The sequence below is a fragment of the Streptococcus sp. cx1 genome, from assembly GCF_052384325.1.
Taxonomy (GTDB): domain Bacteria; phylum Bacillota; class Bacilli; order Lactobacillales; family Streptococcaceae; genus Streptococcus; species Streptococcus salivarius_G.
Genome location: NZ_JBQSUN010000006.1, coordinates 44,096 through 56,991, shown reverse-complemented (window position 1 = coordinate 56,991; position 12,896 = coordinate 44,096). Strand labels below are relative to the sequence as shown.

The 12,896-nt window shown below is 40.2% G+C and carries 11 protein-coding genes; 9 read left to right on the top strand and 2 right to left on the bottom strand.

Translation table 11 applies throughout. From position 1 onward, the window contains the following. Nucleotide 1: 1 nt before the first annotated feature. The gene (locus tag ACT170_RS08620) at nucleotides 2–2,068 is read left to right on the top strand and encodes a cation:proton antiporter (protein ID WP_048790211.1); all 2,067 of its coding nucleotides are present in this window, start codon (nucleotides 2–4) and stop codon (nucleotides 2,066–2,068) included. A gap of 223 nt (nucleotides 2,069–2,291) precedes the next feature. On the opposite strand, the gene ACT170_RS08615 is transcribed toward ACT170_RS08620, so the two are convergent. Continuing rightward, on the bottom strand, nucleotides 2,292–3,074 hold the full coding sequence (locus ACT170_RS08615) for an ABC transporter ATP-binding protein (protein WP_084869526.1): 783 nt from the start codon (nucleotides 3,072–3,074) through the stop codon (nucleotides 2,292–2,294). Nucleotides 3,075–3,185: 111 nt separating this feature from the next. On the opposite strand from ACT170_RS08615, the gene ACT170_RS08610 reads away from it, so the two are divergent. The 4 genes from ACT170_RS08610 to ACT170_RS08595 all read left to right on the top strand — a co-directional run bounded on the left by ACT170_RS08610 (nucleotide 3,186) and on the right by ACT170_RS08595 (nucleotide 7,416). Further along, the gene (locus tag ACT170_RS08610) at nucleotides 3,186–4,517 is read left to right on the top strand and encodes a hemolysin family protein (RefSeq protein WP_444818210.1); all 1,332 of its coding nucleotides are present in this window, start codon (nucleotides 3,186–3,188) and stop codon (nucleotides 4,515–4,517) included. Nucleotides 4,518–4,872: 355 nt separating this feature from the next. Next, nucleotides 4,873–5,607, top strand: a complete 735-nt coding sequence (locus tag ACT170_RS08605; protein ID WP_444818209.1) for an LPXTG cell wall anchor domain-containing protein — start codon at nucleotides 4,873–4,875, stop codon at nucleotides 5,605–5,607. Nucleotides 5,608–5,793: 186 nt separating this feature from the next. Beyond that, nucleotides 5,794–6,594, top strand: a complete 801-nt coding sequence (gene pflA, locus ACT170_RS08600) for a pyruvate formate-lyase-activating protein (protein WP_417164089.1) — start codon at nucleotides 5,794–5,796, stop codon at nucleotides 6,592–6,594. 69 nt (nucleotides 6,595–6,663) lie between these two features. Next, nucleotides 6,664–7,416, top strand: a complete 753-nt coding sequence (locus ACT170_RS08595) for a hypothetical protein (protein ID WP_444818208.1) — start codon at nucleotides 6,664–6,666, stop codon at nucleotides 7,414–7,416. 79 nt (nucleotides 7,417–7,495) lie between these two features. On the opposite strand, the gene ACT170_RS08590 is transcribed toward ACT170_RS08595, so the two are convergent. Beyond that, nucleotides 7,496–7,948, bottom strand: coding sequence for a universal stress protein (locus ACT170_RS08590; protein ID WP_002884397.1), 453 nt, complete (start codon nucleotides 7,946–7,948; stop codon nucleotides 7,496–7,498). Between the two features lie 363 nt (nucleotides 7,949–8,311). On the opposite strand from ACT170_RS08590, the gene ACT170_RS08585 reads away from it, so the two are divergent. The 4 genes from ACT170_RS08585 to ACT170_RS08570 all read left to right on the top strand — a co-directional run bounded on the left by ACT170_RS08585 (nucleotide 8,312) and on the right by ACT170_RS08570 (nucleotide 12,791). Next, on the top strand, nucleotides 8,312–9,526 hold the full coding sequence (locus tag ACT170_RS08585) for a pyridoxal phosphate-dependent aminotransferase (RefSeq protein ID WP_139723736.1): 1,215 nt from the start codon (nucleotides 8,312–8,314) through the stop codon (nucleotides 9,524–9,526). A 267-nt stretch (nucleotides 9,527–9,793) separates the two neighbouring features. Continuing rightward, entirely contained in the window at nucleotides 9,794–10,579 is a 786-nt protein-coding gene (gene codY, locus ACT170_RS08580; RefSeq protein WP_002884784.1) for a GTP-sensing pleiotropic transcriptional regulator CodY, read from the top strand. Nucleotides 10,580–10,644: 65 nt separating this feature from the next. Beyond that, a complete protein-coding gene (locus ACT170_RS08575; protein WP_070437872.1) occupies nucleotides 10,645–11,196 on the top strand; it encodes a cysteine hydrolase family protein in 552 nt (183 codons plus the stop codon). A 155-nt stretch (nucleotides 11,197–11,351) separates the two neighbouring features. After that, complete coding sequence (locus ACT170_RS08570; RefSeq protein WP_084915349.1) at nucleotides 11,352–12,791, top strand: 6-phospho-beta-glucosidase; 1,440 nt, start codon at nucleotides 11,352–11,354, stop codon at nucleotides 12,789–12,791. The last annotated feature ends 105 nt before the right edge of the window (nucleotides 12,792–12,896 follow it).

Sequence of the window (12,896 nt, the reverse complement as noted above, 5' to 3'; positions counted from 1 at the left end):
TATGCATTTATCATTAGCTTTGCTTGTTCTTCTTTTTAGCTTGATTTTATCGAATGTTATCAATCGTGTCTTTCCACGTCTTCCCCTACCTTTGATTCAAATTATTTTTGGAGTGGGTATTGGTTTTCTTTTGAAGGGACGCGCTTTCGAGCTTGAAACAGAACTTTTCCTAGCTTTCATTATTGCTCCCTTGCTGTTTCGGGAGGGTGAAGAAAGTGATATCACCAGTATTCTACGTAACTGGAAACTTATTCTATTTTTGATTTTTCCAGTTATCTTTGTGTCTACCTTGGGAATCGGTTATCTTGCTAAGGCCGTCTTGCCTGCTGCTGTGCCTTTGTCTGCCTGCCTAGCCATTGGGGCGGCTCTTGGGCCAACGGATTTAGTGGCCTATTCAGCTATTTCTAAACGTTTCAGTTTTCCAAAGTGGATTAGCTACATTTTGCAGGGGGAAGGTCTTCTGAACGACGCCTCTGGCTTGGTCGCCTTTCAGGTGGCGGTGACTGCATTGACCACAGGTACCTTCTCTCTCCTTGGGGCGAGCTGGAATTTGGTTATTTCTGTGCTTGGTGGTTTTTTAGTTGGCTTGATTACAGCCTTATTTAATCGTCTCTTTTTAACCATTTTGGACAATATGGATGCTGCTGATGTCACAGGTGCTCTCTTACTAGAGTTGGTACTACCGATTTCCTCTTACTTTGTAGCCGAGGAAATTCATGCTTCTGGAATTATTGCTGTTGTCGTAGCAGGGATTTCGCTTGCCAGTCGTTTCAAAAAAATCACCGTTTTTGATGCTAAGTTGGATAGTGTTTCTCATACGATTTGGGGAACCATTACCTTCATGCTTAATGGCATGGTCTTTTTCCTCTTGGGAACAGAACTTCCAACCCTAGCAGCCCCAGTACTGCGTAGCAGTACTTACGATAATCTCTGGATGCTTCTTGCTATCATCCTTCTAACAGCGACCATGTTTGGTATTCGTTTTGTTATGATTAGTGCAGTATTTGCTCAAAGAGCTTGGAGGGCCAAACGATCACTAAAAAAAATCTGGAAGGGTGCTACTCTGTTAACCTTTTCAGGTGTTAAAGGAACGGTTTCCATTGCAACCATCCTTTTGCTTCCAGTTGCCAATATGACTGCTCTGGAACATAGTCTTTTGCTCTTTACGGTAGCGGGTGTGACCTTGCTGAGCTTCTTAACAGGGATTTTAGTCCTACCTAAGCTAGCGACTGGACCAGCGCACACGACCAACCATTATATGCAGATTGCCATTCTCAATGATGTGGTCGATGAGTTGGAAAAAGATCTAAAACAGTCTACCAATCAAGGGGCTGTCTATGCTACTATTGACAACTACAATCAACGCTTGGAAGATTTAATCTTGGAGCAGGAATCAAATGATGTCAAAGAAGAGTTGGCCAATATCCGAGTAATGATTATGGAAATTGAGAGTGAGGGTCTGGAATATGCCTACAAGAAGGGTAAGATTTCAGAACTCGAATACAATCTCTACCAACGTTATATCAAGGGCTTGGAACGTCGTATCAACCGTGGTTTTGTCTCTAGCCTTTCTTACGCCCTAGCTGTCTTTGTGCGTGGCCTTCGTAGATTGTTACACTTAGCTCTTACTTTCAAGTTTCATATTGATCAGGATGAAACGAGAAGAGGTCCTAGGTTGACGGAAGAAAACCGCGACCATATGACTGAGCTCTATTTGACAAATACTGAGCAGATTTTGGAAGCCCTGAGTAATCTGGAAGGTGTTTATCATTCAGATCTCTTGTCTTATCTGAAACGCAGTCGCCTTCAAGAGGCTGAGATTATTCAATCAGGTGCCTTTGTTGAGCGGGTTATCACCCATCTTCATCCAGACAATATTGATGAAATGTTGCGTGGCTACTATTTGGAACGTAAGGTTATCAACGAGTACGAGCAGGCTGAACTTATTTCTAGCCGTTATGCCAAGCAGCTTCGTAAGGAAGTCAATACTTTGGAGGATTACTCTCTCAAAGAAACTAGCAACACGTTAACCTATGATATGATTAATCTGGCTCGAGGTCGAGCTTAAGCAATGAATGTTATCACAAAAAGAAGCCAAGAAAAATTTTGGCTTCTTGTTCATATATTTTTATAGAACAGCTTATCGTTCCAGCCTTAATTTTGTACGGCGTATCGAAAATAAAAGAGGAGTAGCCATAAAAGAACAAGTCCCCTAGACCTAGTCTGGGGGACTTCTTGTTTTGATGTTGTTTTAGAATTGGACCTAAATCAAGCTACTTTATGACTGATCTCTATAAAAGAGGGTTAATGTAAAAACGATGGTCGTCAATTGGAATAATTTGAACAGGATTTTGATAGAAGTCAGCTAAGACTTCTGGTGTGATGACATCATTTTTGGGTCCTTGTGCTACGATCTTTCCTTGACGGAGTAGGAGAATATGGTCCATGTTTTCAGTGATTTCCTCAGCGTGATGAGTGACGTAAAGAACCAGTGGAGCATGAGGAAGCGAGGTAATACGATCAATCTGACGCAAGAGTTTTTCACGAGCAAATAGATCCAAGCCAACAGTTGCTTCGTCAAGGATGATGATGTCGGGATCTTCCATCAGACTACGAGCAATTAAACAGATTTGCTTTTCTCCCTGAGAGAGACCACGGTATTTACGACCAATCAAATCACCAGCACCAAGTGAAGTCAGCATATCCTTGGCTTCTTGTAGCTCTTTGTCTCCATAGGCTTTGTAGAGGATTGAGCTCTTGTATTTACCTGTAAGGACGATTTTTTCAGCTGTCATATGTTGAGGAAGACGCTCAGTGATGAAGGAGCTGACGATACCGATATGTTGACGAAGACCTGTGATGTCTCCATTCCCAAAGGTGTAGCCTAGTATCTCAGCCTTTCCCTCAGAAGGAAAGAATTCAGCTGTCAACAAACGTAGGAGGGTTGATTTTCCAGCACCGTTAAGTCCCAGAATAGCCCAAGTTTGACCTTTTTCAACTGTCCAGTTAAGGCCAGACAAAAGTGTTTTTCCTTGGCGGGCCAAACTGACATTTTCTAATCGTATAAGTGACATAAGTCTCTCCTTTGATGATAAATTACTCTAATTATAGCATAAAATAGACACCTTTATTGGGAAATTATGGTATAATGAAAGTCAGAATTTTTTTTTAGAGGAGAAGAAAAAATGGAAGACTCGAGTGGTCAGTCCTTATTATTTCAATCTATTTTACTACTAATTTTAACCTTGCTTACAGCCTTTTTCTCAGCATCTGAGATGGCTCTCGTATCACTTAACCGCTCACGTGTAGAGCAAAAGGCAGAAGAAGGTGATAAGAAATTTATTCGCCTACTCAAGGTTCTTGAAAATCCAAACAACTTCCTATCAACTATCCAAGTTGGTATTACCTTTATTAGCCTCTTACAGGGGGCCAGTCTCTCTGCGTCACTAGGTGCAGTGATAGCGACTTGGTTTGGTCATGCGGCTTGGGCTAAGACAGCAGGTAGCATGATTTCTTTGGTTGTCTTGACCTATATATCTATCGTTTTTGGGGAACTTTATCCAAAACGTATCGCTATGAATCTTAAAGAGAACTTAGCCATCTACTCAGCTCCTGTCATTATTGTTACAGGTAAGATTGTTACTCCCTTTGTTTGGATTCTTTCGGCATCAACTAACCTTTTATCTCGTTTGACACCTATGACCTTTGATGATGCGGATGAGCAGATGACACGTGATGAGATTGAGTACATGTTGACTAAGAGTGAGGATACTCTTGAAGCCGAAGAAATTGAAATGCTTCAAGGGGTATTCTCTCTTGATGAATTGATGGCGCGTGAGGTTATGGTCCCTCGTACAGATGCCTTCATGATTGATATCGAAGACAATACTCAAGAAAATATCCAAGCTATTCTCAAGGAAAGTTTCTCACGTATCCCTGTTTACGAAGATGACAAGGATAAGATTATCGGTGTCATTCATACTAAAAACCTTCTAAAAGCAGGTTTTGAACTTGGTTTTGAAAATATTAAACTTCGTCGAATCATGAACGAACCTCTCTTTGTTCCAGAGACTATCTTCGTAGATGATCTCTTGGCAGCTTTTCGTAACACCAATAATCAGATGGCTATCTTGCTTGATGAATACGGTGGCGTTGCTGGTCTTGTTACCTTCGAGGACCTTTTGGAAGAAATCGTTGGTGAGATTGACGACGAAACAGATAAAACTAGTGTGGAAGTTCGTGAAATTGGTGAGAATACTTATATTGTCGAAGGAGCTATGACTCTTAACGACTTCAATGAACATTTTGATACAGAACTTGAGAGTGATGACGTTGATACTATCGCAGGTTATTATTTGACTGGTGTGGGGGCCATCCCAACTCAAGAAGTCAAGGAACACTATTCAGTTATCAACAAGGACAAACACCTCGAATTTATCAATGATAAGGTTAAGGATGGTCGCGTAACCAAACTTAAGGTAATCATCACGGTAGCTCCAGAAGAGGCAGAAGAATAGTTTTTTCCACGTTTTTATTAGAAAATGTTGGAACCCAAAAACGACTATCTACTAATTAGGCATTTTCTCTCATTATGAGTGAAAGTGCTTTTTCTTATCTATCTTGGAATATCCGCTTATCAAAATAATAAGATTAGAAAATGTCTATAAAGTACGTTATAAAGCCTTTTTTAACTATCCAAACTGCTAGACTTTGTCATAAAAAGAACTATAATTTTGGAGATACTCTAACATATTTTAGCGTGTTGATAGATTTAGAATAAAAATAAATAAGATTTTAATTAAAACAGTCTTTTATTACTTTTTTTATGGTAGAATATTAATTAACTGATAAATGAAAAAAAGGAGAATCTTAATGGCTTCTAAAAAATCTATATATAGTAGCTTGCTTTTACTCACCCTTACCCTAGGAGCTTTTGTACCAGTAACTTCTTTTGCGGACGACGGTATTGCGACAAATGATGCTGTTCTTACACAACCAACGACAGATCGTGTAGCAACAGGTCCTTCAACAGCCCCAAGTGATGGTGACTTGGCTCGTAGCAATGATTCAAACACAGGTGCGGCAACGCCAACAACACCTACAGCTCCTGAAGTACCAGCTGAACCAACAACACCAGCAACTCCAGAAACACCTGCGACACCGGCTCCAACAGCTGATTCATCAACAACACCAGCTGATAAACCAACTGAGAAACCAGCCGATAAGCCAGAAGAACCGGCCTCACCAACTGATAAAGGGACAAGTGAATCACCTCAAAACCCTGAAACACCTGCAGTGAACGTTAATGGACAACCTGTTGTTACTGTAACACCAACAGCTCCAGTTATCACTGCAGCTGGCCAAACAATTGTGTCTACACAAAACAGCCAAATTGTCATCGCCAACACTGATGGTACAACAAGTGTTGTTGCTCCTGAAGCAGTAGGATTCAAAGTGAATGCTGACGGTACATTGACTGGTAAAGATGCTAAAGGTAAGGAAGTTACACTTCCTAAGACTGGTGAAGCATCAACAGTAATCTTGACATTGGCAGGAACATTTTTCCTTGCTGCTGCAGCCTTTTTGGGGCTCAAGAAACGTGCCTAATAATATAGATGATAAAAGACTGGATTTTTCCAGTTTTTTACTTTTTCTTCTGGTATAGTATAGATATCATTTAATTTTAGATGTATTATAGTATAACCTTTGCTTGAATTGAGGCAGATATGGAGCATGTTTCCGATAAAAGAGGTATAATAAAAACATGTAAAAAGCGTTTACAAGGAGGCTGCCATGGCAGAAATTGATTACAGTCAGGTGACTGGACTTGTTCATTCAACCGAAAGTTTTGGATCCGTAGATGGTCCGGGTATCCGTTTTATTGTTTTCATGCAAGGCTGTAAGATGCGTTGCCAATATTGTCATAATCCAGATACTTGGGCTATGGAGTCAAATAAGGCTGTTGAACGTACGGTTGAAGATGTCTTAGATGAGGCTCTTCGTTTCCGTCATTTCTGGGGTGAGCATGGTGGTATCACTGTATCAGGTGGTGAAGCCATGCTTCAGATTGATTTTGTCACTGCCCTCTTTACAGAGGCTAAGAAGCTAGGAATTCACTGTACGCTTGATACTTGTGGGTTTGCTTACCGCAATACTCCTGAGTATCATGAAGTTGTTGACAAACTTTTGGCTGTGACTGATTTGGTTCTACTTGACATCAAAGAGATTGACCCAGAGCAACACAAGTTTGTAACTCGTCAACCTAATAAGAACATTTTAGAATTTGCACAATACCTGTCTGATAAACAAGTGCCAGTCTGGATTCGTCATGTTTTGGTACCTGGCTTGACTGACTTTGATGAGCACTTGGTTGAATTGGGTGAATTTGTGAAGACCTTGAAAAATGTCGATAAATTTGAAATTCTTCCATATCATACGATGGGGGAATTCAAGTGGCGTGAACTTGGCATCCCTTATCCATTGGAAGGTGTCAAACCACCAACTGCAGATCGTGTTAAAAATGCTAAGGCTCTTATGCATACAGAAACCTATCAAGAATATAAGAATCGTATCGGGGTTAAAACCTTGGATTGAAAAAGAAGCTCTTGACAAGAGCCTTTTTACTTTGTTATTATTTAGGAAGCAATAAAGAGCAGGTAAATTATGTTTCGTATTTTAAAAATTGATGATGACTTTGTTTACCTTAGTCATCCCGATGGGCGCCTGAAAAAAATAGATCGTGCCCTTTTTGATTTTGATATAACATTAGGAAATCGTGTTGAGGTCTATCAAGATGGAGAATTGACAGTGGTTACTCCAGCGGAAGTCCAAACGGACTTGAGCCTTGAGGGAGACAAATCTGTTAAGTCTCATCTCTTGCAAGGGATTTTAGATCTTTTCCTTGAGACTCTTAATATTCACAACAATCATTTGAGTGACTTGAAGAAGATTTTCACGCAATTATTGATTACACTCTTCATGGCTTGGAGCTTGTTGGGAGTTATTCTGGTTGAGATTCTTCTCTTTGCAGAGTCAATTATTGTCTTCCTATGGAGACTCTTGGTTCGTCTTATTAAGTGGATGCATATTAAAGACAACACTAAGGTCTTGATTGATGAGACGCAAAAACGTCATGCTAAGCGTGAGCGTCAAAAAGCTCAAAGACTTGAGCAGGAAAGACGTCGTCAGGAAGAGCTAGAAGAACGTGAATACCTTCGTGAAACAGAACGTCAAAAGGAACTCATGATTGTTGAAGCTAGCCTTAGTCAGGAAGCAGAGCGTGAGAGCCTTTCAACTAGCCTTGCTTTGGAGCAAGCAGGTGCCTCAAGTCAATCTGCTAGTGAAGACTTGGTCGAAGAAAGCCAGTCAACTTCAGAGTCAGAAGTGATGTCTGAATCAGCAAAGTCTGAAAAATAGAACAAAAAAAGAACTGAGAGTTAAAATCTCGGTTCTTTTTCATATGAAAAAAAGCACCAGAGGTGCTTGAGAGAGGTGACTAAAGTGTTTTTTCAGAGTCACGAACAATGAGCAAGTCAACTTTTGCGTGACGGAGAATGTATTCAGAAGATGAACCAATAAGCAAGCGTTCAAAAGTATTGAGACCAGTGGCACCAACCATAATAAGGTCAACATTTTCCTTATCAGGGATATCAACAGCCAAGAGGCTCTTAGGATTACCGAACTCAATAACTTTGCGAATCTTGGTTAAACCAGCTTCTCTGGCTTGGCGTTCAAAGTCAGCCAAAACAGCTTTAGCTTCGTCTTCTAGTTTTTCATAGATATAAGAGTCGAAAGTCGCAACGCTTTGAAGGGCGCGTGTATCGATAACGTGTACCAATAGTAACTGAGCATTATTACGTTTTGCAACGTGCACACCTTTAATAAAGGCCAGTTCTGATTCGTAAGAACCGTCGACAGCTACCATAATACGTTCATATTGTTGAGACATAAGCTCTACCTCCTATCTTTAGCTTTATTATACTCCTTTAATTTAAAAAATGAAAGCGTTGTTATGGATTTTCTGAAATCTTTTTTTGACTGCTTACTTTAGGATGTCCGTAGTAATGTGAAGATTTCAGTATTATCTAAAAATTGAAGATTGCATGAAAAAGAGGTATAATACAATCTGTTATTAGCTTCGTAAGAAACATGATAATTAAACAATAGGAAGACAAGTCTTCAGAAATGATACCAAATGGCTGAGCCTAAATAAAGTTGGTGTCAATAAAAGTGGAAATCCCCATCAGGTGTTGAATTTTCTTATTTTCTGCTAGATGTATCTGCTTTTAGTATCTTTTGAAAGGATTAACTTATGAAAACATTTGATAAATCATCAAAGTTGGAACACGTTGCCTATGATATTCGTGGACCAGTTTTGGATGAAGCCAACCGTATGATTGCTAACGGTGAAAAGATTCTTCGTCTTAATACGGGAAATCCTGCGGAATTTGGCTTTACAGCACCGGATGAAGTCATTCGTGATTTAATTATGAATGTTCGTAACAGTGAAGGGTATTCGGATAGTAAAGGGATTTTCTCAGCTCGTAAGGCGATTATGCAGTATTGCCAGTTAAAGGGATTCCCAAATGTAGATATTGATGATATTTATATTGGTAATGGTGTTTCAGAGATGATTTCCATATCTATGCAGGCCTTGCTTGATGATGGAGATGAGGTCTTGGTCCCAATGCCAGATTATCCTCTTTGGACAGCCTGTGTCAGTCTAGCAGGCGGTAATGCCGTACACTATGTATGTGATGAAAAATCTAACTGGTATCCAGATATTGATGATATCAAATCAAAGATTACATCAAATACTAAGGCAATTGTAGTCATCAATCCCAATAATCCTACAGGTTCGCTCTATCCTAAGGATGTTCTTGAACAGATTGTGGATATTGCTCGACAAAATGATTTGATTATCTTTGCGGATGAGATTTATGACCGCTTGGTTATGGATGGTAAAAAGCATACTGCGATTGCTAGTCTTGCACCAGATGTTTTCTGTGTGTCTATGAATGGTCTTTCTAAGTCTCACCGTATCTGTGGTTTCCGTGTAGGTTGGATGGTTCTCTCTGGACCTAAAAAGAATGTCAAAGGCTATATTGAAGGGCTTAATATGTTGGCCAACATGCGTCTTTGTGCTAATGTGCTCTCCCAACACGTTATTCAGACTTCACTTGGTGGTTACCAATCCGTGGATGAACTCTTGATCCCTGGTGGGCGTATCTATGAACAACGTGAGTTTATCACGAATACCGTAAACGCTATTCCAGGGCTTTCGGCTGTTAAGCCTGACGCAGGGCTTTACATCTTCCCTAAGATTGACCGTAACATGTATGATATTGAAGATGATGAAGAATTCTGTCTTCGTCTCTTGAAGAAGGAGAAGGTTCTCCTAGTTCCAGGTAAAGGCTTTAACTGGAATGAACCAGATCACTTCCGTATTGTCTACCTTCCTCGTGTGGAAGAGTTGGCTGATCTCGGTAACAAAATCGAACGAGTCTTGTCATATTACAAGCGTTAATTTCTTAAAAAACTGGACAAAAAGGCTTGTCCAGTTTTTATTGTCTCTAAAAAGGGGATGTATTTGAGTAAAATCCGAACATTTTTCCTAAAAATGCCATAATATACATAATATAATGAATAGTAAAATAATAAATAATTTTCAGACAATTGTTTGCAATTTCTGGGTTAAGTGTGCTATAATGATAGGGCTAGTAGGTCTTGACGCAGAAGATTAGTACAAGGCTTGATATTATTATGATTACAATAGAAAGTGAAGACAATAAATATGGCAAATTTGCTGGCTAAAACACGTAAAATTACATCTATCTTGCAACGCTCAGTAGACAGCTTGGAAGGAGATCTTCCATACAACAATATGGCTGCTCAATTGGCAGATATCATTGATTGTAACGCTGCTATCGTTAATGGTGGTGGTGCTCTCCTTGGTTTTGCCATGAAGTACAAAACCAACAATGATCGTGTAGAAGAGTTTTTTGAAGCCAAACAGCTTCCAGAAGAGTATACACGTGGTATCAGCCGTGTTTATGACACTCAAGAAAACATTGGTATTGACAGTGACTTGACCATTTTCCCTGTGGAATCAAAAGATGACTTCCCAGATGGTTTGACTACAATTGCCCCTATCTATGGTGGTGGGATGCGTCTTGGTTCTTTCATCATTTGGCGTAACGACCATGATTTTGTGGATGAAGATCTTATCTTGGTTGAGATTGCCTCTACGGTTGTTGGTTTGCAGTTGTTGAACCTTCAAACAGAGAACTTGGAAGAAACAATTCGTAAACAAACGGCTATCAACATGGCAATTAATACCTTGTCTTACTCAGAAATCAAGGCAGTTTCAGCTATCTTGAATGAGTTGGACGGTTTGGAAGGTCGCTTGACAGCGTCTGTTATCGCTGACCGTATCGGAATTACACGTTCAGTTATCGTTAATGCCCTTCGTAAGTTGGAATCAGCTGGTATTATTGAGAGCCGTTCACTCGGTATGAAAGGGACTTATCTTAAAGTCCTTAACGAAGGTATCTACGATAAATTGAAAGAATACGAATAAGAAGAATACTGAAAGAAAGTGAGGTAGGAGGAGCCTGCCCCACTTTTTTTAAAGGAGAAAGTAATATGACAAAGGCATTGATATCAATTGATTACTCTTATGATTTTGTGGCAGATGATGGGAAGTTGACGGCTGGTAAGCCTGCTCAAGCCATTGAAGACCGTATTGCTCAGGTAACTCAAGAGGCCTATGACAATGGGGATTATATCTTCGTTGCTATGGACCGACATGATGAAGGAGATACCTTCCATCCTGAAACCAAGCTCTTTCCACCGCACAATATTGCAGGGACGTCTGGGCGAGAACTTTATGGTAAGTTAGCTGAAGTATATGATGCTATCAAGGATGATAATCGTGTCTTTTGGATGGACAAGCGACACTATTCAGCCTTTTCGGGAACGGATTTAGATATTCGTTTGCGTGAGCGTCGTGTGACGACAGTTGTTTTGACAGGAGTTTTAACGGATATTTGTGTCCTACATACAGCCATTGATGCCTATAATTTGGGCTATGATATCGAGGTTGTAGCGAGTGCAACAGCTTCCTTGACACCTGAAGCTCATGACTTTGCTATTGGGCATTTTAAGAATGTTCTTGGAGCAACAATTGTGGAGTAAGAAGATTTATGATTGAGAGTGGGAATCTGTCCTACTCTCGTTTTTTGTCGAAATCATAGGATAGTATCAGTTTTTCGTAGTTTACTATAAGAAAACGATTCCATATTAGTATATACTATTACTGAAATAATCTTGAATCATAAAGAGGTAGAACAATGACTAAAAAAATGACTTTTCCTGATGGATTTTTGTGGGGTGGGGCGACAGCGGCCAATCAATGTGAGGGTGCCTATGATGCTGATGGGCGTGGTCTAGCCAATGTTGACGTGGTGCCAATTGGTGAGGATCGCCTTTCTATTATCACTGGACGTCGTAAGATGTTTGATTTTGAGGATGGCTATTTCTATCCAGCTAAGGAAAGTATCGACATGTACCATCGTTACAAGGAAGATATTGCTCTCTTTGGTGAAATGGGATTTAAGACCTATCGTCTTTCTATTGCTTGGTCACGTATTTTTCCTAAGGGTGATGAGGCTGAGCCAAATGAAGCTGGGCTTGCCTTTTACGAGGACCTCTTCAAAGAATGTCACAAGTATGGCATTGAGCCTTTGGTGACAATCACACACTTTGATTGTCCCATGCACTTGATTACAGAGTATGGTGGCTGGCGTAACCGTAAGATGCTTGGTTTCTATGAAAATCTTTGCCGTACCCTTTTCACACGTTATAAAGGTTTGGTTAAGTACTGGCTCACATTCAATGAAATCAATATGATTCTCCATGCACCATTTATGGGAGCAGGACTCTGCTTTGAAGAGGGTGAGAATGAGGAACAGGTTAAATACCAAGCAGCTCACCATGAGTTGGTAGCTTCAGCTATGGCGACGAAGTTGGCCCATGAGATTGATCCTGAAAATAAGGTAGGTTGTATGTTGGCAGCAGGTCAATATTATCCAAATACAGCCCACCCACGTGATTACTGGGCAGCCATGCAAGAAGATCGTAGTAGCTATTTCTTTATTGATGTTCAGGCTCGTGGAGAGTATCCAAATTATGCTAAGAAGCAGTGGGAACGTGATGGCATTGAGATTGAGATGACTGAAGAAGATTTGGCCCTTCTTAAAGAGTATACTGTTGATTTTATTTCTTTCTCTTACTATGCAAGTCGTGTGGCTTCAGGTGATCCAGAAGTTAATGAAAAGACCGCTGGAAATATCTTTGCCTCTATTAAAAATCCATATTTGGAAGCTTCAGAGTGGGGCTGGCAAATTGACCCACTAGGTCTTCGTATTACCCTTAACGCCATTTGGGATCGTTACCAAAAACCGATGTTTATTGTTGAAAATGGTCTCGGTGCTGTGGATACACCAGATGAAAATGGTTATGTCGAAGATGATTATCGTATCGACTACTTGGCAGCTCACATCAAGGCCATGCGTGATGCTATCAATGAAGATGGTGTAGAGCTTTGGGGCTACACAACATGGGGCTGTATCGACCTTGTTTCTGCTGGAACTGGTGAAATGAAGAAACGTTATGGCTTCATCTATGTAGACCGTGACAACGATGGTAATGGTAGCCTGAAACGCTCTAAGAAGAAATCATTTAACTGGTATAAAGAAGTTATCGCAAGTAACGGTGCCTCTGTAGAATAGTCTATGAGTTGAGAGGTGTTCGCTGTTTTAAACCACGTGCTAGTCTGAATTCTATTTTACGCGTTTAACGAACACTAAAAGAAAATTGATCTCCAATTAAAGTCA

Coding starts and splice junctions, on each gene's coding strand:
- ACT170_RS08620 (WP_048790211.1), top strand. CDS start 2: ATGCATTTATCATTAGCTTTGCTTGTTCTTCTTTTTAGCTTGATTTTA.
- ACT170_RS08615 (WP_084869526.1), bottom strand. CDS start 3,074: ATGTCACTTATACGATTAGAAAATGTCAGTTTGGCCCGCCAAGGAAAA.
- ACT170_RS08610 (WP_444818210.1), top strand. CDS start 3,186: ATGGAAGACTCGAGTGGTCAGTCCTTATTATTTCAATCTATTTTACTA.
- ACT170_RS08605 (WP_444818209.1), top strand. CDS start 4,873: ATGGCTTCTAAAAAATCTATATATAGTAGCTTGCTTTTACTCACCCTT.
- pflA (WP_417164089.1), top strand. CDS start 5,794: ATGGCAGAAATTGATTACAGTCAGGTGACTGGACTTGTTCATTCAACC.
- ACT170_RS08595 (WP_444818208.1), top strand. CDS start 6,664: ATGTTTCGTATTTTAAAAATTGATGATGACTTTGTTTACCTTAGTCAT.
- ACT170_RS08590 (WP_002884397.1), bottom strand. CDS start 7,948: ATGTCTCAACAATATGAACGTATTATGGTAGCTGTCGACGGTTCTTAC.
- ACT170_RS08585 (WP_139723736.1), top strand. CDS start 8,312: ATGAAAACATTTGATAAATCATCAAAGTTGGAACACGTTGCCTATGAT.
- codY (WP_002884784.1), top strand. CDS start 9,794: ATGGCAAATTTGCTGGCTAAAACACGTAAAATTACATCTATCTTGCAA.
- ACT170_RS08575 (WP_070437872.1), top strand. CDS start 10,645: ATGACAAAGGCATTGATATCAATTGATTACTCTTATGATTTTGTGGCA.
- ACT170_RS08570 (WP_084915349.1), top strand. CDS start 11,352: ATGACTAAAAAAATGACTTTTCCTGATGGATTTTTGTGGGGTGGGGCG.